At 53.8% G+C, this 23,130-nt stretch carries 20 protein-coding genes; 4 read left to right on the forward strand and 16 right to left on the reverse strand.

The annotated features are described in order from the left end of the window. Positions 1-413 precede the first annotated feature (413 nt). Positions 414-1,592, forward strand: a complete 1,179-nt coding sequence (locus tag K9N21_21850) for a homocysteine biosynthesis protein (protein MCF8146561.1) — start codon at positions 414-416, stop codon at positions 1,590-1,592. A gap of 15 nt (positions 1,593-1,607) precedes the next feature. On the opposite strand, the gene ltaE is transcribed toward K9N21_21850, so the two are convergent. From ltaE to K9N21_21880, 6 genes are all read right to left on the reverse strand, one after another. Continuing rightward, on the reverse strand, positions 1,608-2,666 hold the full coding sequence (gene ltaE / locus K9N21_21855; protein MCF8146562.1) for a low-specificity L-threonine aldolase: 1,059 nt from the start codon (positions 2,664-2,666) through the stop codon (positions 1,608-1,610). A gap of 420 nt (positions 2,667-3,086) precedes the next feature. Continuing rightward, positions 3,087-3,869, reverse strand: a complete 783-nt coding sequence (locus K9N21_21860) for a tail fiber domain-containing protein (GenBank protein ID MCF8146563.1) — start codon at positions 3,867-3,869, stop codon at positions 3,087-3,089. A 66-nt stretch (positions 3,870-3,935) separates the two neighbouring features. Beyond that, positions 3,936-8,060, reverse strand: coding sequence for a DUF1566 domain-containing protein (locus K9N21_21865; GenBank protein ID MCF8146564.1), 4,125 nt, complete (start codon positions 8,058-8,060; stop codon positions 3,936-3,938). A 743-nt stretch (positions 8,061-8,803) separates the two neighbouring features. Further along, on the reverse strand, positions 8,804-9,082 hold the full coding sequence (locus tag K9N21_21870; GenBank protein MCF8146565.1) for a hypothetical protein: 279 nt from the start codon (positions 9,080-9,082) through the stop codon (positions 8,804-8,806). Between the two features lie 3 nt (positions 9,083-9,085). Next, positions 9,086-9,391 carry a hypothetical protein gene (locus K9N21_21875; protein ID MCF8146566.1) on the reverse strand — a complete coding sequence of 102 codons (306 nt, stop codon included), beginning with the start codon at positions 9,389-9,391 and terminating at the stop codon, positions 9,086-9,088. A gap of 134 nt (positions 9,392-9,525) precedes the next feature. Then, entirely contained in the window at positions 9,526-9,984 is a 459-nt protein-coding gene (locus tag K9N21_21880) for a hypothetical protein (protein MCF8146567.1), read from the reverse strand. 700 nt (positions 9,985-10,684) lie between these two features. Here K9N21_21880 and K9N21_21885 point away from each other — a divergent pair. Beyond that, positions 10,685-10,873 carry a type II toxin-antitoxin system HicA family toxin gene (locus tag K9N21_21885; GenBank protein ID MCF8146568.1) on the forward strand — a complete coding sequence of 63 codons (189 nt, stop codon included), beginning with the start codon at positions 10,685-10,687 and terminating at the stop codon, positions 10,871-10,873. Between the two features lie 9 nt (positions 10,874-10,882). After that, a complete protein-coding gene (locus tag K9N21_21890; protein ID MCF8146569.1) occupies positions 10,883-11,299 on the forward strand; it encodes a type II toxin-antitoxin system HicB family antitoxin in 417 nt (138 codons plus the stop codon). Between the two features lie 100 nt (positions 11,300-11,399). Here the strand turns inward: K9N21_21890 and K9N21_21895 are convergent, their stop codons facing one another. From K9N21_21895 to K9N21_21935, 9 genes are all read right to left on the reverse strand, one after another. Beyond that, complete coding sequence (locus K9N21_21895; GenBank protein MCF8146570.1) at positions 11,400-11,603, reverse strand: hypothetical protein; 204 nt, start codon at positions 11,601-11,603, stop codon at positions 11,400-11,402. Positions 11,604-12,209: 606 nt separating this feature from the next. After that, positions 12,210-13,427 (reverse strand): hypothetical protein, encoded by a 1,218-nt coding sequence (locus K9N21_21900; GenBank protein MCF8146571.1) that lies wholly within the window; start codon positions 13,425-13,427, stop codon positions 12,210-12,212. Between the two features lie 22 nt (positions 13,428-13,449). Continuing rightward, positions 13,450-14,109, reverse strand: a complete 660-nt coding sequence (locus tag K9N21_21905; GenBank protein ID MCF8146572.1) for a hypothetical protein — start codon at positions 14,107-14,109, stop codon at positions 13,450-13,452. A gap of 169 nt (positions 14,110-14,278) precedes the next feature. Beyond that, complete coding sequence (locus K9N21_21910) at positions 14,279-15,139, reverse strand: alpha/beta fold hydrolase (protein MCF8146573.1); 861 nt, start codon at positions 15,137-15,139, stop codon at positions 14,279-14,281. 202 nt (positions 15,140-15,341) lie between these two features. After that, positions 15,342-16,952: an FAD-binding protein gene (locus K9N21_21915; protein ID MCF8146574.1), complete on the reverse strand. Its 1,611-nt coding sequence runs from the start codon at positions 16,950-16,952 to the stop codon at positions 15,342-15,344. 218 nt (positions 16,953-17,170) lie between these two features. After that, positions 17,171-17,941 (reverse strand): electron transfer flavoprotein subunit beta/FixA family protein, encoded by a 771-nt coding sequence (locus tag K9N21_21920; protein MCF8146575.1) that lies wholly within the window; start codon positions 17,939-17,941, stop codon positions 17,171-17,173. 142 nt (positions 17,942-18,083) lie between these two features. Next, positions 18,084-19,226 (reverse strand): acyl-CoA dehydrogenase family protein, encoded by a 1,143-nt coding sequence (locus K9N21_21925; GenBank protein ID MCF8146576.1) that lies wholly within the window; start codon positions 19,224-19,226, stop codon positions 18,084-18,086. Positions 19,227-19,237: 11 nt separating this feature from the next. Beyond that, positions 19,238-19,648 (reverse strand): hypothetical protein, encoded by a 411-nt coding sequence (locus K9N21_21930; GenBank protein MCF8146577.1) that lies wholly within the window; start codon positions 19,646-19,648, stop codon positions 19,238-19,240. Positions 19,649-19,786: 138 nt separating this feature from the next. Beyond that, on the reverse strand, positions 19,787-20,662 hold the full coding sequence (locus K9N21_21935; protein MCF8146578.1) for a TIGR02285 family protein: 876 nt from the start codon (positions 20,660-20,662) through the stop codon (positions 19,787-19,789). 269 nt (positions 20,663-20,931) lie between these two features. Here K9N21_21935 and K9N21_21940 point away from each other — a divergent pair, with 269 nt between their 5' ends. Then, positions 20,932-21,636 carry a methyltransferase gene (locus K9N21_21940; protein MCF8146579.1) on the forward strand — a complete coding sequence of 235 codons (705 nt, stop codon included), beginning with the start codon at positions 20,932-20,934 and terminating at the stop codon, positions 21,634-21,636. Here the strand turns inward: K9N21_21940 and K9N21_21945 are convergent. Further along, complete coding sequence (locus K9N21_21945) at positions 21,584-22,954, reverse strand: phosphomannomutase/phosphoglucomutase (protein ID MCF8146580.1); 1,371 nt, start codon at positions 22,952-22,954, stop codon at positions 21,584-21,586. The two genes, K9N21_21940 and K9N21_21945, sit on opposite strands and share 53 nt — an antisense overlap. Positions 22,955-23,130: the final 176 nt, after the last annotated feature.

The following is a 23,130-nucleotide window of genomic DNA, read 5'->3' on the forward strand; positions in this document are numbered from 1 at the left end:
CGGATCGTGGACTACCGTGCGTCCTGCGCACTCTCAGGCCCCTTCTCATCGCAATGGGAAAACTGGACGTAAAATCAAGAAAATGGGCTTTTTTGAAAAAAAATTAAAAAATTTTTAATCCTTATATCGGAATTCCAGAACATCTTTCAATAATTCTCTTTTTTGTAATAACAACGATATGGCGATAAGCCCATAATCCTCCTGGGCGGTGCATCTCAGGGCGGCCGTCCGGCACCCGGATTCAAAACCGAAGTCCAACAGGAGCCTAAACTTTTGCTTGTCAGAGGAACCATTAAGCCGTATCATGCCACCCACATCCCGGGACCGTACCCATATGCAGTGCACCATCCGACGCACATCAAACGTAAGGCGCAGCCGGAATCCGTTTTTAAGGGGTGGGAGGTGAATCAGCCATGACAAAAAAAGCATTCTCCAGAACAATCGACGAAATAAATCAGAAGATCAAAAAAGGCCGGGTCGTTGTAGTGACGGCCAAGGAGATGACGGATATCGTCAAGAGAAAGGGCCCGGAAAAGGCGGCCCGCGAAATAGACGTGGTTACCACCGGGACCTTCTCGCCCATGTGCTCGTCCGGAGCCTTCATCAATTTCGGGCATACCAAACCGGGCATCAGGGCATCCCGGGTATGGCTGAACGACGTTCCGGCTTATGGAGGCATCGCCGCTGTCGACGCATATATCGGGGCTACAGAGCCTTGCGAAGACGATCCCCTGAACAGGGTCCATCCGGGACAATTCAAATACGGGGGCGGGCATGTGCTTCAGGATCTGGTGGCAGGGAAGAAGGTGGAATTGAGGGCCGAAGGCTATGGTACCGATTGCTATCCCAAACGCGAGTTAAGAAAGAGGATTACCATCGAGGACCTCCCCTATGCCGTATTACTGAATCCCAGGAATGCCTACCAGAACTATAATTGCGCCATCAACCTGACCAATAAGACCATTTATACCTATATGGGAGTACTGAAGCCCAACGGGGGGAATGCCAATTATGCCACGTCCGGGGAATTGAGTCCCCTTTTCAATGATCCCTATTATCAGACGATCGGTCTGGGCACACGGATTTTTCTTGGCGGCGGTAAAGGATATGTTATCGGGCCGGGGTCCCAGCACAATCCCCATGCGCCCCGAGGCAAGAACGGCGTTCCCTTGAGCGGGGCCGGTACCCTAATGGTCACGGGAAATCTCAAGGAGATGAATCCCAGATGGGTGGTGGGGGTCAGTATGCTGGGATACGGCTGTTCGCTTGCAATGGGTCTGGGCGTGCCGATTCCCATCCTCAATTCGGATATGGCCCGCTATACCGGGGTATCCGACGAAGACATCTACACCCAGATTATCGACTATGGGAACGACTACCCGAAAGGCGAAGCGAGATCTTTGCGCCAGGTGAGTTATGCGGAGCTGAAGAGCGGTCTGATCCGCTATAATGATCTGGAGGTCCCAACAGTGCCCATCTCTTCCCATATCAGGGCCCTTGAGATTGCAACCCTGCTCAAGGAGTGGATAGAAAAAGGGGAATTTCTCCTGACACACCCCCAGGAGATGCTGCCGAGTGTTTCCCCCCGATAGGGCATGAGTCCCTGATCAATAAGGTTCGGGCGGTCCCTCCCTCTTTAGGACCGTCCGGATCACGTCAGCCGCACGATCCACGTCGTCCCTGGCGATGTGGTAGTTGGTCACCGCCCTCAGTTGCCGCGGTCCGGTGGGCAGCAGCAGCACGCCATCTCCGGCGAGCAGTTCCGCCAGATGCGCTGACAAAAGACCATCCTTCGTGATATCCATATACACGATGTTGGTCCGGACGCTCCCCGGATCGACTGAAAGCCCTTCTGCATCCACCAGCCCTTGCGCCAGCCTGCGGGCATTGTCGTGATCTTCAGACAGACGGTCAACCATCTCGGTCAGGGCCACGATGCCCGCGGCCGCAATCACGCCGGCCTGGCGCATGCCGCCCCCCACCACTTTTCGGGCCCGCCGGGCCTCCCTGATGAAGTCGCGGCTTCCGCACACCACAGACCCGACCGGCGCGGCCAGCCCCTTGCTCAGACAGAACGTCACGGAATCCGCCTCCGCGACCAGGTCCGACGCAACCACGCCCAGGGCCACGGCTGCGTTGAATATCCGCGCCCCGTCCACGTGGATCTTGAGAGCATGTTGACTGGCGATGTCCCCCACGGCCCTCATATATTCAGGAGTCAGCGGGCTGCCGCTGCACCGGTTGTGGGTATTTTCGAGCACAATGAGCCGCGTTCTCGGGAAATGGATATTGTCCGGCCGGATGGCCCCTTCGATGTGCCCGAGATCCAGGGTCCCGTCCGGCTGGTTGGGGAGGGTCCGGGGATGAACCCCGCCCAGGGCCGCGCTCCCCCCCTGCTCGTAAAAAAAGGTATGGGACCGATCCCCCAACAGGACCTCATCGCCCCGGCCGCAGTGGGTCAGCAGGCAAACCAGATTCCCCATGGTCCCGCTCACCACAAGAAGGCCGGCCTCCTTGCCCAGCCTTTCAGCGGCCATCGCCTCCAACCGGTTGACGGTCGGATCCTCTCCAAACACGTCGTCGCCCACCTCTGCTTCGGCCATGGCCCGCCGCATGGCCGGCGTGGGCCGGGTGATGGTGTCGGAACGAAGGTCTATTATTCTCATGGTGTTTCTCCATTTCGCAACCGGGATAACCCGGCATTCCACTCCGCCCCGATATAGAGGCGAAAACCTCCCATGTTACCGAGAAGACTGTCACAAATGCCAATCTTAACCGGACCAGCACTCACACATTGTCAAGCCGCTTCCTTCTATATTCTACACCCCTCACGTTCTTTTGGTTACAAAAAAAGGGCTCCTCATAAGATCCGGGGAGATCTGACTCACTTGCTGTGAACCTCTCATATGGCAACTCCCGGCCCGGACCCAACAGGGGAACCAAGGTCCTGGCATTATCGATGATGTCGCCAGGATTGGCCAAACCCTTTTTGATTTCAAATGTATTCCGTGTGCCATGAATTCGGGCTGAACAGAAAATTTCTTACTTTTTTACCAGCATGCCCATGTCCACGCATCTTAAAAACATCATTCTGGCCTTATCCCTTCTTCAACCACAGCCAATCTTCTTGAAAGCTCGGCAATCGTGGCTTTTTGTTCCTGGACAACTTTCTGCTGTTCCTGAACCACCCGGGTCAATACCGCAACCACATCCATCGAGCTCATCCCTTTTCTGTCCTTCGTGGCCACGAGATCCGGCACCTCTTCGGCGATGAACCCCACATGGGTCTCGTCTGTTTTTGCCTTGTAGCTGAATTTCACCGGCCTGAGCCCTTTCAATGCGTTCATCGCCTCATCGCCCGTCAACTGCCTGATATCTTGTTTATATTCCCTACTGGATGCGTTCGTCCATACACCGCCCGCTGAAACATAGGCACCGCTACCCATCTGCAGGGGATATGCAGGGCTGACGGCGCCGATGCCGACGCAGCCGCCATTTGGGTTCAAGACCAGGTTCTTGTACGCAACCCCCTCCTGGAGGGCAAATATCTCTGCATAGTCGTGGGATGACCCGACATTCCATCCGAAATAGATATTCTTCTGATTGCTCGCCGCCTTGTCCGTGATAACGATTCCCCGGTTAAGCAAGTTCTGTCCGAGAACGAAAGGCGCGCTGCCCCAAACCGAGGCTCCATTGGATAACAACCTGCCTGCCGAGGCTACGGAACCATCGTCCTCTACTTTGAAGGTCGTCGCCCCTCCCTCATCCCTTACGATCAGTTTGTCGGCCCCCATGGAGAAAATGGGCGTGGCAAGACAAACCAGGATTGCCAGCAAAACTCCCAACGAATTCTCTCTTGCTCTTTTCATGATAACCCCCTCTATTTGTTGATGCTTATTTCATGTTTGACGCTATTTTCACAAAATTAAACCAGATTATTGCAGCACGATATTGTCGGTTTCAACAGACCCCCCGGTCTCCGTAATGGTTAAAGAATGGATAACTGTCTCGGAACCCTGGACGGTGAACGTGGAATCCCACCCCCCGGAAAGGATTAACCCGTAAACCTGATCCGCAATAACATCCTCATCAAAGGCCCCTTCACATATCCTGATCAAAGAACAGGAAGTCGCCGAATCAATGGCGTTCTGTATGCTCAAAAAGCAGGGCGTGTTGCCACCACACGTCCCATCGAGGGAAACGTAAATCAGCTCTTGATAAAGGATTTTATCGTCTCCGAAAGAGGTTCCTTCACTGTTTGTGGCGGTGAGGCGATAGTGGTAAGCGGTGTCAGGGATAAGGTCTGTTATGGTGGCGCTCACCGATACGGAACTGGAACCCGAGCCAATATTTTCGGCCGTTGTGACGTACCCATAATCCGTTGTGGTGCCGTATTCAAAATAGGCTTCGGTGCTCGAGTCATTGGGGTTTACCTGGCCGTTCAGAGTTGCCGAAGTGGATGTAATATAGGTTGCCGAACCTGTGGTTACCGAAGGCGCAACAGGCGGTATTGTTGAGGTGAAAAACGTCCGGTCGCTTCCATTAGTCTTGCCCACACTATTTGTTGCGACAAATCTGAAATGGTATGTGGTATTTGAACTGAGACCCGTGATATTCGCAGTTACCGTTACTTCAGTCGTCCCTGAGCCGGCGCCTGTGGTTATGGTTGTTGATCCATAGGCCGTTGTGGTGCCGTATTCAAAATAGTAGGTGGTGCTTGCGCCGTTTGGATTGACAGTGCCATTCAACGTGGCTGAACTGGAAGTCACCGAAGTCGCTGAACCGGTGCTAACCGTAGGGGCCAAAGTACCCGTCGTGAAATTCTGATCGTCCCCATTGGTCGTGCCCGCACTATTTGTTGCTACAACTCTGAAATGGTATGTGGTGCCTAATTCGAGTCCGCTGATAACGGCGTTCACCGAGACAGCACTTGTCCCTGATCCAATTTCTGTGACAATTGTGGTTGAGCCATAGCTCGTGCTTGTTCCATATTCAAAATAATAGGACGTACTTGCACCGTTAGGATTGACACTGCCATTCAACGTGGCAGAGTTGGTTGTCACAGATGTTGCTGAATCAGTGGTCACTGACGGGGCTGCAGGAGAGGTGACGAATGTCTGATCTCTCCCATAATCCGGTCCAGCGCTATTTGCGCCTACAAGCCGGTAATGATATGTGGTGTTCACTTCAAGCTCAGAAATATCGGCGCTCACTGATACCGAAGTCGTTCCGGCACCAGCAGTTGCGCTTTCTGTGGTTGATCCATAGCTCGTGGTAGTTCCATATTCGAAATAATACCAAGAACTCGCGCCATTGGGATTCAATGTGCCATTTAATGTTGCTGAACTGGCATTTATGTTAGTTGCTGAACCGGTGGTAGCCGTGGGGACCGAGGACGCAAGAAAGTATTCATATGCCCCCATATCATATCCCGCACCTTGGGGTCTGGGTTCTCCGTCAATATCCGTGCTCGGTGCTCCGCTCGATGTGCCCCGGTCTATGCAGGGGGAACTTGCGGTCAATTGATAAGCTCCGCCGCCCGCAAAAAGCGGGTCAGCGTCAATGTTGCCCAATCCTGTATAACCACCTTTTATGTCAGAGTATGTCACGTCAGGATTACCGAATATTTCATCTTCGGTATCATTCCACAATATACAATTGGTAATGGTGGGCAATGATAAAGCATCGGCACAGTAAACTCCTCCAACGCCTTCTGTTTCAACCGATCCAGATTGATAGGCAGTATTGTTACTAATCGTGCAGTTGGTAAAGGTCGGGGATGAAGACGAACAATAGACACCACCGCCTTGTCCCGCACTTGTCGAGCCACTAGCAGAATTTTTGCTGATCGTGCAGTTGGTAAAGGTCGGGGATGAAGACGAACAACGGATTCCTCCACCAGAAGTCCCCGTCATGAAGGCAGAAAAATTATTTCTAATAGAACAGCTGTTAAAGATTGGGGATGAAGACGAACAGTCGATTCCGCCACCACCAAGACGAGCACCATTGTTACTAATATTACATTTTGTAATCGTGGGAGAGGCTGAGTTGCAGTAAATTCCCCCCCCAGTGTAATAGGTGGTATTGTTAAGAATAGCACAATTCATAATGGTTGGAGAGGCTGAGTAACAGCAAATCCCCCCACCGCCCCCAGGAAAGTCAAAAATGCCACTACCATTAGTGACAGTAAATCCATTTACCGCTGAATCAGCTCCCTCTCCGCTGTGAAAATAGAATCCTCGCCCCTCATTCTCACAGTCAATAACACATTTTTCAGCTCCGTTCTCCGATTGAACCGTGATCGCTTTGCCCTTGAAATCCAGATTCTTATTGCCTTCACCTTTATATGTGCCATCAGCAACCATTACAGTATCGCCATTTGATGCTGCATCGATTCCTCCTTGGATTGTTGAATAATCAGATGGGATGTTGATTATGTTGCCAGAGTTGGTTGTAATGAAGCTTTGGTCGCCGCCGTAGGAAGACCCGGCGGTGTTCGTCGCCTTGACCCGGTAGTGGTAAGTCGTGCCTGGCGAAAGTCCGGTCAGTTCCGCACTGACGTTCTGGTCTGTGTAGCCCGTAAGGGGGTCCTGCGTTGCTGAGATTTCATTTCCATAAGTTACATCTGTACCCCACTCAAAGACTGCCGTGGCCGAAACGAAACCGGGGTTCACGGTCCCGTTGAGAGTCACTGACTCAGAACCAACGGATGAGGCAAGGCCGGTGCTCACCGTAGGAGGGCCATATATGGTGAAAAGCCCTTGAATCGTCCCTTTTGATATATCGGATAGAGGCTCTATTCTGAGTACACAGTTGACGGAAACAGGCTCGGTTACGGTCCAGTTGTGGGAGCCATCATTCTGCGTGGTTTCTTCGATGATCTCAAATGTCCCTTCTTTTCCCCCTTCCCGCGAAATGGATAGCTGAACATTCCCTGCAATTCCTTGCGTTTCCCAAGAAATAGACATCGGGTTTCCAACCCTCCAGGCAGAAGCCTGAGCTGGCGTCAAAATAACCAAATGCCCCGAGATTCGATTCTGTCCGCCACGCACAGCACGCACATAATAGCCACTAGACTTATTGCTATTGTAACCGCCGTTGCCGAAACCGAAATTGATGCGGAATGCGTAGCTGCTACTGAAGTCAAAGGTAGTAGACGACCAATAATCGGACGACACCGTGTCCGGGAAGTAGTTGGTGTTTATAGCGGGAGAGTATCTATCGTAGTCAACGATCGACTGGAGCTCCTTGATGCTCGGCAGGCGCCAATCGGTGTATCCTGCAAGGGTGAGGCCCTCGCAATAGGGAAGCGTTGCATCCCACGCCATGGGACCGGCAGTGGCCTGCTGCCACATGAGTCCGGTGGACATGTCCGTAACCGTACCATCGTCGTTAATGACCAAATTATAAAATGATCCAGCCTCTCCGCCACGCACGGCCCGCACATAGTTGCTATCCGACTTAGTACGGCTGCTGTAGTCGCCGTCCGGGAAAACGATGTTCCAGGCGCGGTTGGTACTGTAGGCAGCGGTAGTAGATGACCAGTAAGGTGTCCAGGTGGACCATATCGTGTTGGGAAAATAGGTGGTGTTTATTGCCGGATTGTGTTTCCCGTAATTTACGATGTATGCTAGTTCTTTGATTGTGGGAAGCCGCCAATCCAAATGTCCGCCGAAACCGGTGCTGTTCAAAGATGCGACAAAGACATCCTGGGCATCCTGCCAGGTATACCAGGTATCCTTGTCATGAATCGACCCATCATCTGTCTTCACCTCCCAAATCAGACCTGTCACATTATCCCGGACCATGACCCATTCAGTTGCTGAATCCGGCAGGTCATTCCCGTCAGAATCCAGTTTGGTAAAGGAGGGTGGGTTGATGAGATAGCTACCGTCCTGTCCGTAGAAGTCTTCTCCGGGCTGGGGGCAGGTTATCTCTTCAGTGTTGTTGTAACATTTAGTCTGGCCGGTGTCAGGCAGGGGGCCAGCGAAGGAGGGAATGGGCACTCCCAGGACGGCGATGATTGTTAGCAGCACCGCAACTCTGAAGAATCTATCCATTTTGGCACCTCGGTTTGGTGAAGGGTCTTTGGGAGGAGGGCGTGTTGGGTCCAACCTCTTTCTTTGGTGATGTGACTGGTTATTGGGGACAGCCAGGATCGGCACGGCGGTTTGGGGGATACAGGTGGGAGGGTGGAATCTTTCTTTCGACCAATCCCTGTGATTTCGAAGCGGTTCTTCCTGACTTTTCATGACCTGCCCCCCACAGACTGGCCTGTAAGAAGGCGAATGTTTGAATGAGAATAAGAATCTCAAATAAGTGCTGGTTATGTCAAGCAGATTCGCCCCATGGCCAAACTATTGGCTTGCACAACCCGGATGAGTGTGGACGAACCCAAAACCTGTGATATCCACGGCCCCGGTTTCTTGAGCGAACTTTTAGACGGATTCCATTGTACAACTACCTGGGTGCTGAGAGATCTTTTGGCAACCTCGAAAAGTTTGGGCCACCAAAACGTTGATATAACCTTACATAGCCAACTGGCCGTTCATTCCTATGAATCGACTCTGACGATTCCTGCGCCAACAACATATGGTTTTTTTCAATTTAGCGATTATCCAGCCTTGGGAAAATCTTACTGGCATTGTTATTGGGTCCTATATCGACCGCGTCCTGCAAAGGCTAACGTACTTATCCTTGACTTTTTCTATGAAACATCCAGCAGATGAAGGATGTAGGCATAACGTACTCTTCAGCGGGCGCGGCTTTTTCCGATCCGCTGGAAGAGATTCGTTGGGCGCTCTCACTTGTTTTGTTTGGTTGGATCTAGAACGCCAGTTGTTACCTTAAGTTTTACCCTATTTAGCTCCTCACTGATTGGCTTATCTTGATATCGCCATACCATCCCGTCAACTGTTCGTACCTGAGCGACAAAGACGACTACAGTCAAAAGCTCCGAAACCTCATCCTCCCAGGCTCGCCAGCGTCCCATTTCCTTTAGCGGTATCTCAGCATTTGCTGCCGCATCTGTCACCCCGGTTGCTGATAAGGTTTTCATATGGTCGCCAAAAACATCATACAAAAGTTACCTTATCTCCAATGCCGAGATAGCATCAGAGGCTTTTGCCGATCCAGTTGGGACATAATTGTATTCGCGGTCGCCATGCTGGGTGTTTATACCAGCATTGATTAGCTGAATTGGACAACTAGGATCATTCAACACCACCCAAGCGCGCCGAAGAGTAGAGTTCTTGTTGACCTTTATGCCATAGGCTAACTCAGTGACTACACTACCTCCGTCGGCAGTTGTTGCCTTTATCGGCTGCGCCAATGCAGTTGATCCTATAAACATAATCAATATTACTAATGATGTTGAAGTAGATATTTTCATTTTGTCCTCCTTTGTATTTTGACGCCCAACGTTAACCGGCGTGCCGCCGCACGATGCGTCACGCGAACACGAACAGCAACGGGCGCGGTGCGTGGACGACGAGCTATGTCGGCAAGTCCGCGTTGAACCACCAATTAGGGAGCATAGGGAATTACCCATATTCCCACGATGACAAGTGCAGTTACGAGCAGCACTATGTACACGTATAGACCCCACCCGAAAACGCGGGTCCACCCACACACTTCGTTTCGTTGGAACCAGTCATCGGGTAATGCTAGCTCTTCCTTTCGCTTTGCGAGAAATTTTTGTTGGACCAGTATCTGCAAATTGCGGCTCATCAAGTAGTTCTTGTGGTTTTTGAGCAGAATCAGAACCACCCATAGCGCAAGAATTATGAGCAGAACTGTGACTATCCACTTAACCGTGGGCGGGAGCGAAAAAGAACAGGTCTTGGCTCTGAGCGCGATCAATGCGCCCACCAATCCAAAATTGATAGCGACATAGAACGCCATGACTTTGGTCGGCCATGACCGGGCGTGCTCGATTTCAGCGCAGGCTTGGTCAAGTACGTATTGAATCTCAGGGCTCTCCATCTTTCCTTCTGCTCCCTACAGTTGGGATAAGAGAGGGGTCTGCTCTTGACTCATGTTAACACCCCCCGTATCTCCCATATTCCTAAACTGATTTTTCTGGCGTATCTTCTATGTTTTGAAGCTCTTCGTATAATGCAGATTCTGGTCTGCGTCCATAAAATCATAAGATTCCCATGCTAAATGGCATTGTGGCATTGGGGACATTGGGTCGGACCAAACTAACATATTGATTATTCGGGAATAAAATTCCAAAAATAGGTGTTTTCAGGACCTATATCGGACTTTTCAGGGCCAAAATGAGCCCCATAGGGTGCACCAGGTTCTCGAAGCTGACATGATTTTCCTGCTTCAATACTCTTTCGCCCAATAGCCAATACGCCCATCAATGATTTTACTCTTTCAACAAACTTTCCATTTCCGACGGCAATGCTCTTAGTCCATTTGTCATCTCGAATATTCCTTCCATTCCCAAGGAAATCCTCCACTCAGGTATATAGTGCCGTTGTGCTCTCGCCATCAGATCAATCGCTATCTTGCTATCTCGCTGATTTACCACTCAAAAAAATCAATATAGGCCAAAATACAAGGACCGTCTGAAGACAATTCCACGTAATAGTAACAAGTTAACTTGGTCCGACCCCAGCTACGCCCATCCGGTTACGGTTGACAAGCCATAATACAATGTGTATTAATACACACTATGGATAGCCGCCAAATCATCAAAATTCTCAGACAAAATGGGTGGTATGAAATTGCCAAAACCGGTTCTCACACCCAATTCCGGCATCCAGAGCGAAAAGGACGAGTTACCGTTCCGCATCCCCAAAAAGACATACCAATTGGCACATTAAAAAGTATCGAGCGCCAGTCAGGTATTAAATTCAGATGAGGTATTACCATGGCAAACTATATCGCTATCGTTCATAAAGAAACCAAATCAGATTTCGGCGTATCGTTTCCGGATTTTCCCGGATGCATCACCGCTGGAAAAAATATCGACGAAGCCAAGGATATGGCTCAAGAAGCTCTAAGCCTTCATATCCATGGCATGCTCGAAGACGGTGATCAATTGCCTGCTCCCTCTAGGCTCGAAGAAATTATGACCGACCCCGATTACACCAATGCAATCGCCTACTTGGTCGTTTCGGTACCTGATGCCAAACCCCGCACCGTCAGGGTAAATGTTACCGTACCTGAAATGACGTTAAAACAGATCGATGCCGCTGCGAAAAAACAGGGTATGTCAAGGTCTTCATTCTTGGTACATGCGGCACAGAACGCTATTCAGTCTATCCAATCCGACGCATCTGCCTAAATTTTTCCGCGCGGATAACACGGAGTTCACCGGGAGCGTTAGCGATCCGGTGGAACGACTCGTTGGGCAGCCCATTCGAGGGCTAATCGGGCCTCAGGAGCTAGGTGCCGGGCGAGAAGGTGTTCTCCTTCACGAGAGTTTCCAGGCGCTGGGATGACCGCACAATCCTGCGGGCGATAAGTCTTGGACGCTTAGCGCCAGCCAAGTTGTTCGCGTTCCATGTCGGCAGTTGAGCTTCAAGATCGTTGATGTCATCGCGCAGCGTTGCAATTTGAGCCTTGATCGAATCGATATCTGCATCCATGGGAGCCATCCTTTCGGTCGGGGTTCCGACCCTCTAGGTATTTGGGCTGCCTAACCCACGATTAACCGAACCTCTGCTTAAACGCCTTCTTGCTGACCCTGCGCTCCATTTGCGTATTACACTTCGGGCATAGTTTTTGTTTCTTGCCTTCGATTTGCCACGTGTAATATGTTTTTTTGAGAGGCAAACCACAAACGCCACACTTCCGTGGTCGCGACAACGCCGCGAGAATTGCGAACAGTATTGCAGCACCGATTATCCATTCCATTAGTGAGCCATCGGTCCGGGTAGATTAGACCAATAATGGGGCCTAACGACGGCGGTCAGTGGTAGCCAGGGCTTCCGCTGACCTCTAAATAATTTGATTTTGGCATTGTTGGCATTGGGTCGGACCAAGCTAACATATTGATTATTCGGGAATAAAATTCCAAAAATAGGTGTTTTCAGGGCCGATATCGGACTTTTCGGGGCCAAAATGAGCCCCATAGGGTGCACCAGGTTCTCGAAGCTGACATGATTCTCTGGCTTGCCCCTCTTGCCGATACCCGCTCCGCCCACCAGCAAGAAATGGGGTTTTCTATAAATGGGGCACCGCCGTCTCCCTCACTATGGGGTAGGGATATAGATATACCCGATATTGGAGATGTCGCCCAGACCTTGCTGATTATAACCCTGTACAGCCGCATAGAAGCACGCCCCGGGGGCCGGTTCCACATAAAGGCTGCTCGCGTCTCCCAGATCCAGTTCGTTTTTAAAAGGCGGCGTAAAGGGCGCCCCTCGTTCCGAGGCCGAATAGAGAACCTGGTAGCCATCGGCACCGCTGACCGAGGGCCATGAGAGGGTCACCCCATTTTCTGACTTGGCGATGGTCAGTCGGGGGGCTGCTGGTCCGCACCGGAAGTAGGCATCCCATGAGGCCTCGCCGTACAGAATGCCCCTGACCAGTTTTACGTTGACCTTCCCCTGATAGGGGTCCACACGTACCACAAACTCACTCAGCCCCACGTGATCGTCCGGGTTCCCCCAGTCATAGGTATATCCCAGACGGGTCCATGGGTAGCCCCAGTTGGCGACATCCTCTCCTTGCCGATCGTAGATGGTCTCGGCCCGGTTCATGAACCAGTTCTTGAAGGGAATGGCCCCCTTCCAATCCCATGGGGAATCGAGGAAAAGGGCATCCTCGTCGATCTTGAGAAATGGGTTCTGGTCCGATGGAAAGACCCAGATGGAATAGTCCAGCTTGGTGGCCAGCTCTGCCTGGTGGTCGGTGATCTCAGGGTCCGGACTCGGTCGGAAAAGGTCTGATGGCTTGATGTACATCTCCACCAGTGCCTCATACGAGTATGCCGGGTTCAGCCCCAGGGCCTGTCGAATACGCTCGTTTGTGGGAGGACAGGCCTTGCCTACCAGGTAGTTCTTCAGCTCCGGAACCACGGTCACCCAGATGGCCTTCTGCAGGTCATATTCCTTTCCAAGATTGGGTTGATAGTACTGTTCAAAGTCATTTCGATTCATGAATGCAACCACGAGGACTCGGGAATTATCCGGCTTCTCCGGATTTTCCCATGCAATGCTGTCTCCGTGCAACAGGTTATAATTGGCCCAGTTCTGTCCGGGAACAATTGCCAGAAGATTTCGGACGACTTCGGCCTGGGTAGCGGTTTCAGTGTCTTCCAGTGCTTTGAAATAGATTTCCCTGTCCTCCGGACTGACGTACTCTGCGCCGTACAGGCCGGGCGGAACACCTATGGACAGCAACAGTCCGATGCAAGAGAAAAAGATGAAAGAAAGTGCCCTGCTGGATATGCGTTTCTGCGATTTCATGCTCATTCCCTCCTTTCAGCTATTAATAAAGCTCGACTCCCCGTAATACTCCCCCGCCGAACCCGGACATGGCCTCGGCCGCGATGGTCAGCCCGGTCTTCAGATGCTCTCCATCGATGCCCGGGACGGCATAGGCGTAGAAGAGGACGTCTCGGGTATCGTCCGTGACCCGGGTCTTTTCATCGGCCCCCTGGCACAGGACGCAGACGATCTCCTTTTGGTCTCTCAGTACGATCTCGGCCTCCTTGGTCTCAAACACCTGGCCGCCCATCCCCCGGCAAATTTCTCCTGCAGCTGCTACGTCCAGGGTCAGGTCTCCATCAAAACGGTCGAAATCAGTCACCGCCACCAGGATCCCCGCGCACATCTCGGCCATGAAATGGGCGTCCACCATGAGATTATATCTGGGGAATCCGCTGTTGACCGTCCTCTTGAGGTGCCCGGGCAGGGGACATTCAAACCCGAACCCTTTGAAAAACCGGTCATAGGTCTCGATCCGTTCCGTGATCTCCTTAAGGGTCTCGCGCCGGCGCATCTTTCGAAGCAGCTTCCGCTTGTGTTGATCAAATCCGGGAGGATTCGGAAAATTCCGGCACCCGGTGATCAGGGCAAGACCGAAGGCAAGGCCCGGATACGCCTTTTCGTATGCAGATGATTTGGAGAAAGTGAGATGTGGGTCCATCGAAGACTCCTCTCGTTGTTCCATAAGGTGACGTTGGATTTCCATCCGCTCCACCCAACCTGTATTCGCTTCAACAGCACATGCGCTTTCCCGTCAGGCGGGGACCGGATTCTGGGTTTTTGGAAAAACCAGCCCAAAGCCGGGGCAACGCGTTGTCCGATTGCCCGTTTCAGGCATCACTGGGAACGACCCCGCGCTTCATCTGATTCAGCACCCGTTTGATCGTAGGGCCGTGGTAGAGCATGGCCACATGGCAGATGGGATCGGTCAGTTCATCTCTCCAGCCGGACGGAGGGTTGAGGGATTCCGCAGGAAGCACCATATTGTCCACGGGTGAGTGGAAGGCAATAGAGGGCACCTCGGAAGGGACCTGTCTCCCTTCCAGCTCATGGATCAGCGCACTCCCGCAGGCCAGGCTTTTTGCCAGATTTCCGATCCCGAAAACGACCGCCTTGCTCCCCCCGAACGGTGTTCCCAGCGTAACGACGGCCTTCACCGAAGGTCCCTTGGAAGCATCATCTCTTGCGGCATAGGCCTTTGCCAGAAGGCCCCCCATACTGTGCCCCACCAGGATGACAGACTCTCCCGGAAATGCGCGGCTGATCTCTGTGATCCACTCCTCCAGTCGGCCGGAGATTTCCTGAAAATCCGGGCGGAAACTGTTGTAATTGAAGGCATATATCCTGTCGTATCCCTCCCGTCTCAGGGCCCCTCTGAACCGTATCCAGGCGCTGGCATTGTGGTAAAGCCCATGGATCAGGATCACCGGCGGAGAGGACGAACCGGCGCCTGGGGCCGGTCGCCATAGATTTCGAATCAAGACAAGCGGATAGCAGCCGATGACCACCATATGGCTCAGCACGCTCGAAGCAAGTCCCCGCAGGATCCAACTCCCGGTCTTCTTGTTGGATAACCGGGCCAGGTCATCCTTGTAGGCCGAATTGGCCGTCTCGTACCAGAAGAGGATGTATGTAGTCAGGGGAAAAAACAGAAAGACGGTGATCAGGATCAGAAAAAAAATGACTGTCATGAGGAGTTCCTTTTTCCCTTTCAAGTTATGGCGCCAATTCTCAATCCCTTAATCCCTAACGCGGTACAACCACAACCAAAAAATGTCTCACACAGAGTCACAGAGACACAAAGAAAAAAAGGATTTTCTTGCTTTTTGTGACAGAAAACCAGGAAATAAGGCACTAAATCCCTCAATTCCTCAATTCTTGGATCCCTCAATCCTACACCGTATACAGCATGACCAGGCAGCGGGTCGGTTCGTTGGAGAGGCTCTTGAGCTTGTGGGGGATGTCCGAATTGAAATGGATGCACTCCTCCTTTTTGAGCACATGGGCCTTTCCCCCCAGGGTCAGTTCCAGATCCCCTGCCATGACATAGATGAACTCCTCGCCCTCATGCCGGTATTCCACGGGTTTGTGGTCATGATGGGATTCGATGGTCACCATAAAGGCCCGCAAATGGCTCTTTTCGGCCCCGGGCGTCAGGGTCTGGTAGGAATAACTGCGGGTCCGTTTCACAAAGGCCTGGACGCGCTGATCCCGAATGGCTGCCTGTTCTTCCTTGTGAAGAAACGTCCCCGGATCCACGCCCAGTGCCCCTGAAAGGCGCAGCAGAAAACTCACGGGCGGGGAGATCTCCCCCGATTCCACCCGGGCGATAAAGTCCGGGGTCTGACCGGTCGCCTCTGCCAGGTTTTCGATGGACCATGCCTGGGCCTGCCTCAGCTTTCCGATTTTCTCTCCGAATCCGGAAACCTTTGCCTGGACACCCTTATCGTATGTGAGGGCATCTGCCAGTTGACGCATCACCGTCTTCTTGGCCCGGGCAGTGAGGAGCGGTAAAAAGGTCCTGGCATCCGCCACAATCCCCAGATCCGCCACCTGGAAGATGGGCGCATCGGGGTCACGATTGACGGCCACGACGGTTTTGGCCTCGGTTATGCCTGCGGTGTACTGGACCGCCCCTGAGGTACCGATGGAGAAAAGGAGATTGGGCCTTATTGACTTGCCCGTCTGCCCGATCATCCGCTCTTCCTCCACCCAGTGATCCAGCACCGGGGGCCGGGTTGCCCCCACCTCGCCGCCAAGGGCCGCAGCCAGCTCTCTGACCCGCCCGAACCCTTCCATGGTCCCCAATCCGGCTCCCCCCACGACGACGGTCTCGGCCGTTTCCAGGCGTCGGCCTTCCGTCGGTTCAGGCGAAGAGGAGAGAAGTTTAACCCCTCTCCTTTCGGTTATCTCCTCGATGGGTATCCGTTCAACCGTCCCCGGCCCGCCATGGATCTCCACCGGGGAAGACACATGGGGGTGAACCGTTGCAAATCCGGTAACCCCCGGGTCTGAAAAGGTGATTTCGGCCATGATCTGGCCCCCCCAGGCAGGACAATCCCCTACGATCCCCTCTGCATCGATCCGAAGATCCCCACAGTCGGCAATCAACCCCCCCTTCCGGATACCGGCGGTCCGGGCGGCCGTCTCCCTTCCGAAATCGGTGAGGGGGAACAGAACCAGCATGGGGCCGCGTTTCCCTACCAAATCCGCCAGGGCCCTCGAAAAGGCGTCGGATTCCGGCAGGCTGAAGGCCTTGTTTTCGAGGCGGTAAATCAGATCAGCACCGTGGGCGATCCACTCTCTTTCTGCATCCTCTATTGACACGTGGGATCCGGCCAACCGGGCGTCCATGGGAATATCTTCCGGCGGGCACAGGCAGACCACAACGGTCTTCCCCTTGACACGGCAAGACAACTCCTGGGCCTTGGCCAGCACATTGAGGCTGAATCCGAACAGCCTTTCATCTCTCAGGTCTCCGAAGACCCAGATATCATTTGTCACAGTTGCACTCATTTTACAATCATCAGTCTGAGACAGGCGCAAGGCATTAGGCGCCATGCCCATGAACAGAGGGTAAGCTGATAAGTCCCGCTGGAAAGCGGGATTAAGCTAGTGAGCCGTCAGCCATGAGCCATCATCCACAATCCAGCATCCAGTATCGAGTATCCAGTCCCGCTCTTCAGCGGGATCTCCGCTTCGCTACGACCAGCATCCAGGTCCTACCCAAGCAATCCTCCCTCAGTCAATCGCCTCACCAGTTCATCTGCCTGTTCCGCGGGGCTCCCTTTAAGAAATTCACAGGTTTTCCGGCGGGTTATCCTTGAGATAGACCGGACCCGGGTGGGAGATCCGCCATCGCCCACCTGTTCCGGAGGCAGGCCTAGGTCATTCAGATTCCAGAATATTACCTTCTGTTCTTCAAAGGCGGGCCCAATTTTCGCGAGATCGATCTCCCTCGGTCGAATGGTCCCCGGATGGATGGTGAGTGCCGCTGGGAAAGCGATTTCAAAGCGCTCCGAAAAATGATCCGCAATCCGGTCAACCTGAAGGCCCCCGTCCACAGTCTCGATGGAATGGACCAGTCCCACCAGGGGGATGTCGAGGAAAACAGCGGTCTGGGGACCTACCTGCCCGGTATCGCTGTCCGCGGTCCGCATTCCGAACAGAACCAGATCAAATGGGCCCAGTTTGCCTATGGCGGCAGCCAACACGGTAGCGGTGGCAAGGGTGTCCGATCCTGCAAAGGCCGGGTCACAGGCCAGGACTCCCCGGTCAACGCCCATGGCCAGTGTCTCGGCAAGGGTGGAGAGGGTTGACTCAGGTCCCATGGAGAGCGCGGTCACCGTGCCTCCCCGGGCTTCTCTCAAGGAAAGTGCCGTCTCAATGACAGGTCTGTCAAACGGGTTCACCTCCATTGAATCGTAAGAGCGAAGCGCGCCTGCCGAGTCTGTGGTCATGCTGACCGACTTTATACAGATAATGATGTTCATGAGAGAAAGTGCCTAAAGTGCCTAAAGTGCCTAAAGTGAGCTAAGATGCCTAAAGCGATTGGAAGACAACCATTCATTTGGATGATTCCACTATCGGGTCATGTCAGTGGAAGGCGTCTACATCTTTTCCGCGATTCGCCAATCACCCCATCAGCCCCCGGGCAATGACCATCCGGTGTACTTCGGAGGTCCCCTCGTAAATCCGGGTCACCCTGGCATCCCGGTAATACCGCTCCACCGGGTACCATTTGGAATACCCGTACCCCCCGTGAATCTGGACCGCCAAGTCGGTGACCTTGCACGAGGCCTCCGAGGCGTACAGTTTTGCCATGGCCGATTCCTGGGAAAAGGCCCGTCCCATATCCCGAAAGGCCGCGGCACGGTACGTCATGAGCCTGGAGGCATCCACTAAAGTGGCCATATCCGCCATCATCATCTGGACGGCCTGGTGCTTTTCAATGGGGACCCTGAACTGGCGGCGCTGCTTGGCATAGCGGAGGGTCTCCTCCAGTGCCCCTTTGGCAATCCCGGTCGATTGGGCGGCAATCCCCATCCTGCCCGTATCCAGGGCGGCAAGGCCGATCCTGAGACCCTGGCCCTCTTCTCCAAGAAGGTTGTCCAGGGGAACCCGGCAGTCGTTCAGCCGAATAGAGCTGACCGGATTCGCCCGCATTCCACAGAGATCTTCCAGATCCCCAACCACAAACCCCGGTATCCCCCGTTCGGCCACCACCACGCTGATCTCTTTGCGGCCGGCGGCCCCCGGATTGGTACGAACAAAGATCAGGCAGGTATCGGCAATGCCCCCATTGGTCACAAAGACCTTGTTGGCATTCACCAGATAGGTTTGCCCGTCCCGAACAGCGGTCGACTCGATCCCGGCCGCGTCAGATCCGGCATTGGGCTCGGTAAGGCAGAAGGCCCCGATCTTTTCCCCCCGGGCAAGGGGAGGTACCCATTCGTGTTTCTGTTTTTCCGACCCGAAGGCCAGGAGCGGATACACCGCCACACTGTTGTGGACCGTCACACACAGCCCGAGGGCCGCGCAGACCCTTGAAATTTCCTCGATAATAATGGCATAGCTCACGGAATCGAGATCCGCGCCCCCCAGTTTCCGAGGTACCTGTATTCCGAAATACCCGAGCCTCCCCATCTTTTCTGCCGCTTCCCACGGGAAACGGGCCTCCTGGTCGATCTCCTTTGCAATGGGCCTCAGTTCGGTCTCACAGAACCTTCGGGCAGAACGCCGTACCACAAGATGTTTTTCCAACAGACGACCGTTCATGGATGCCTTCGCTATGCCATCGTCCTGTAAACGCCTTTGCTCACGTTTTCCACCCTGCCCTCTTTCTTGAGCTTATAAAGTGCGTTCTGGACCTGCTTCTTGTTAAGGCCGGTTTTCTCCGCCAGCAGCGCGATCTCCACAGGCCGGTTTATACGACTCATGGCCTTATACACCCTATCGGACGCGGAGACAGCTTTTTTTCCTTTTGAAATCGGCCGCCCTGCGGCCTTCCCGGGCGTTTTTCCGGAGGAGGCGTTGTCTTGGGTCTCGTGGACCGGAACCGGCTTGACCGGCGATTCGGCCACATCCTCTTGGTGCTGTTCTGCAAAGGTCTCCAGCTTGTCGGCGATGATTCTGACCCCTTGGGCCAGTATCTTCAAACCATCGCTCACTGTTTTCAAAAGCGTATCCATTTCTTTCATCGCATCCTCCTTGGCATGGTCACTTTTGGCCGATGGGTGGCCGGCCCTGCAAATACCCGTATGTCCCTATGCATTCGTCAACGGGGCGGGTCCCCCCACCCGGCAGCGATCGGCCCCCGATTCTCCTATTAATCCATTCTATTCCCTTACATTCAGGATCTGGTCTTCGTAGATCTTCCAGTATTCGTCCGCTTTCCCCGGCGGCACGGCCCAGTCCCGAACGATATTTCGATACTGGGGGGACGGCCGCAGTTCCCACAGCACCTTATTGATCTCATGAATCGTCCGGCGGCCCCATTCGGTGTCCGGGCATCGAATAGCCCCCCTGATGAGCGATGCACCCGAATTCTCCTCGATCGAAATCATGGCGATCCTGTTCTCCACGCCGGCTCTTTTTGCCGCATACCGGATCGACATCGGATATTCGATCAGATAATCAATCCGCCCCTTCAGGAGCATCCCCAGGAGTCCGTCGAGGGTATCCTTCCCGCTTCTTCTATAGATGTTTTTTACTTCGGCATAGGGTTTCAAGACATGGTCCAGTTCAGGGCCATACAGCCGGTCCTTTGCTGTTCCAAGTATCAGATCCTTGTTTTGGAGGAGTTCTTTCAGCGTGATTTTCTTGCCGTCTCCAAAGAGATGGACATCTTCTTTCCGGACGATGACATTGTGGGGAAGAAGCGCGATGGTGGGGGCAGACGTCAGGAAGTCCGGATTGCCGTAAAACTCGCCTGCAAAACAGACGCTCTTGTCCTCCCTAAGCTCCCGGGCAATACGGGATGCATTGGCCACCTGAGTACGAGACCGGTAGCCTTTCAGCCGGTCGCTCACCATCTGCTGAATCCGGTCGGCAACTCCTTTCCCCTTGTCAGGCCCATTTGTTACGAAAAAGGGCGGCAGGTCCAGGACCAGCCACGTAATGGTATCTTCATTTGCCTGCTCTCCCATGGACCCGCTGGGGAAGAGAAAAACCAGCAACAGGAGACAGCAGGCGGTTCGGATTCCCTTTATCATACCCCCTCCCAATGGGCAACGGATTCATATCGTTACCACAAAGGCCCGCTGAATGTAAACTCCCATGTTGCGCCGCACACGCCAATGACCGCCGTGTCCGGTCATAACACCACATTTTCCTGAACGCTTGACATCTCCCTGTGCGGGTATTACGGTCATCTGCATGCAATGCCATCCGGTTCGCGGAATGATAACAGGGGCATCGGCTTCAATGACCTTGATTGGATGTATCAGGGTTTTCAGGATCAGCAGGAGGTCATCCGGCGCATATGTTTTCTCTTGAATCCTTTCACCGTCAATACGAGACCGATACCGCGGATCTCATGATCAGGGATCGCCGGTTTCGATTTTTTGTGCCGAAATCTCTTGATGGATTTGTGGATCAGGGGGATGTCTTCAAGGACTTTCCATTATGGGCCAAGATATGGGAGGCCTCCATTGTACTGGCGGACCATCTTGCCGCCATGCCGGTGGATCCGGAGAGGCGTTTTCTGGAGATCGGATGCGGCGTGGGGGTTGTGGGCATTGTGGCCGCTGCCTTCGGGCACCGGATCACCATCACGGAATACAATTCAGATGCCCTCGATTTTGCCAGGGCCAATGTCCATGCGAATCTCTCTGGCGAGGATGCCGCAGCCATTGAAGTCGCCCGACTGGACTGGACCCGGCCGCAGTTAGACGGACGCTTTGATTTTGTTGTAGGGTCGGAGGTGATCTACAAGGAGACGGATTTCCAGGCGATCCTGAAGCTCTTCGAAACCTGCCTGAGACCTTCGGGAGAAATCATTCTGGCGGAAGGGGTGCGAAAGACCAGCCTGGAGTTTTTCAGGCAGGTATCCCACCGTTTCCACATCACGGCCCGCAAGAGGACCCTGCGGTCCAAGGGGAAGGAGGTCCGGGTCATATTGGCGGAAATGAGATTCAGGAGGGGCTTGTCCGGTGGTGGCGCAGTCGCTTCTCCACCTGGTCCATGAAGATCCTGCGGATCTCCTCCAGGCGGGTGGGGTCCGTTGCCTCAAACCGGAGCACCAGTGCGGGCTGGGTGTTGGAGGCCCTGACAAGTCCCCAGCCCCGGTCCATCCGGATACGGGCGCCGTCAATGTCGATCACCTCGTAGGTCTTCCTGAATTCTTCGGTAATGGCGGCCACCACCTCAAATTTTCGATCATCGGGACAGTCTATCCGGATCTCAGGGGTTGCGGTCATGGGTGGGACTCCTGACAACAGGGCCTCTATGCTTTGGTCGGTCTTTGAAAGGATTTCCAGGAGCCTCGCCCCTGCATAGATGGCGTCATCATACCCGAAATACCGCTCCTTAAAAAAGATATGTCCGGTCATCTCCCCTGCCAGCAGGGCTGCTTCATCCTTCATCTTCTGCCTGACCGGCGAATGACCGGCCTTCCACATGATGGCCCGGCCCCCGTGGGCCGCCACATCGTCATACAGGGTCTGGGAGCATTTGACCTCTCCGATGACCGCGGCGCCCGGATGCCGTGACAGCAGGTCCCTTGAGAAGATGATCATCAACTGATCGCCCCAGATGATATCCCCTTCAGGACCCACGACCCCGATCCTGTCCGCGTCGCCGTCAAAGGCAATGCCGAGGTCGGCCCCTGCCTCGGTCACCCGTTTCATCAGCGCCTCCAGGTTTTCCGGAATGGTCGGATCGGGATGATGGTTCGGAAAGGCGCCGTCCGGTTCGCAGAAGAGCGGGAGTGTTTCAAAGCCGAGACGGCGGTAGATCCGTGCACCCACCGGACCGCCCGCCCCGTTGCCGCCGTCCACCACCACCTTCCGCCGGACAGGCCCTGGTCGAATGTTCTCCGCTACATAGTCGATATAGGCCTCTGTCACATCGGTCTTTTCGAGATTCCCGGTCCCGGTCCTGAAATTTCCTGTTTCGCCGATCCGCCGGATCTTCTGAATCTCTTTGCCGTAAACCGGCATCTTCCCCAGGCATAGCTTGAAGCCGTTAAATGCCGGCGGGTTGTGGCTTCCGGTGATCTGGATCCCCCCGTCCAGGCCCAGATGATGGACCGAAAAATAGAGGAGGGGCGTGGGGACCATGCCGATATCCACGATCTCCATCCCCGATGCAATCAAGGCACTGGCAAGCCACGCGGCAAGTTCCGGGGAACTGAGCCGGCAATCCCGTCCCAGGGAAATCCGCGTGGCCCTCCGGTCCAGATAATAGGCGGCCATGGCATTCCCCAGCAGGCGGACGGTGGCCTGGTTCAGTTCGTCGGGGACCGTTCCGCGGATATCATATTCTCTGAAGATATGGGGTTTCATTCTGGTTACTGGATGCTGGATAATGGTTCATGGCTGATGCCCCCTGTGTCAGAGTAGTTGTCGGATGAAGCAGGAGAGAAGTGGCGACACCCCCGTAGGTGAGCGTAGCGAACCGGAGGGGGTGTCGGAGGCGACCCGCCATCCCCATTTCTCCTCAATACGAACATGAAGCGGGG

The sequence above is a fragment of the Deltaproteobacteria bacterium genome (assembly GCA_021737785.1).
Lineage (GTDB): Bacteria > Desulfobacterota > DSM-4660 > Desulfatiglandales > Desulfatiglandaceae > AUK324.